The sequence below is a fragment of the Terrisporobacter petrolearius genome (genome assembly GCF_020748185.1).
Taxonomy (GTDB): domain Bacteria; phylum Bacillota; class Clostridia; order Peptostreptococcales; family Peptostreptococcaceae; genus Terrisporobacter; species Terrisporobacter petrolearius.
The window spans coordinates 1-510 of the sequence record NZ_JAHZMO010000130.1; the positions used below are offsets into that span (position 1 = coordinate 1).

1 protein-coding gene is annotated in these 510 nt (G+C 50.0%); it reads right to left on the minus strand.

Annotated elements, in window-relative coordinates; all coding sequences use genetic code 11:
• Window positions 1-510: EAL domain-containing protein (locus tag K0040_RS22420; RefSeq protein ID WP_500302289.1), on the minus strand; the 510-nt coding region annotated here is incomplete at both ends.

A 510-nucleotide genomic window follows, 5' to 3' on the forward strand; every position in this document is an offset into this window, starting at 1 on the left:
GCGATCTGTCTGGGATTAACCTGATAGTGATTGATCATTTCACGCAGCAATTGCGGGATTTTTTCCGAGGTGAGCACGGTGGATTCAAGATTGATCGAAATATGCTGCTGTGGATGCTGACGCAGCCAGTCGCCCATATCTTCAAAGGCGCTTCTTATAATCAGTAGCGTCAATGGCTCAGAAAGGCCCGTTTGCTGTGCCAGCGGAATAAAACTATCTGGTGACAACCAACTACCGTCTGTCTGCGGCCAGCGCGCCAGTGCCTCAGCACCGACAATTTTGCCATTGGCTAAGGAGACAATCGGCTGATAGTGCACGCAAATATCACGATTTTCGATAGCATCCTGCAGCCGATGATGCGGTGACTGGATACGGCGCAAAATACGCAGCACAAACATCGCTGCCAGCAGGCCAATCACCAACCCGAGCGGTAACCAAATAAAGACTTGCCGATGCCAGCCTTTCTGCAACATTTTCGTTGAAGCCCAGGTGATGATCGAAATATTCATC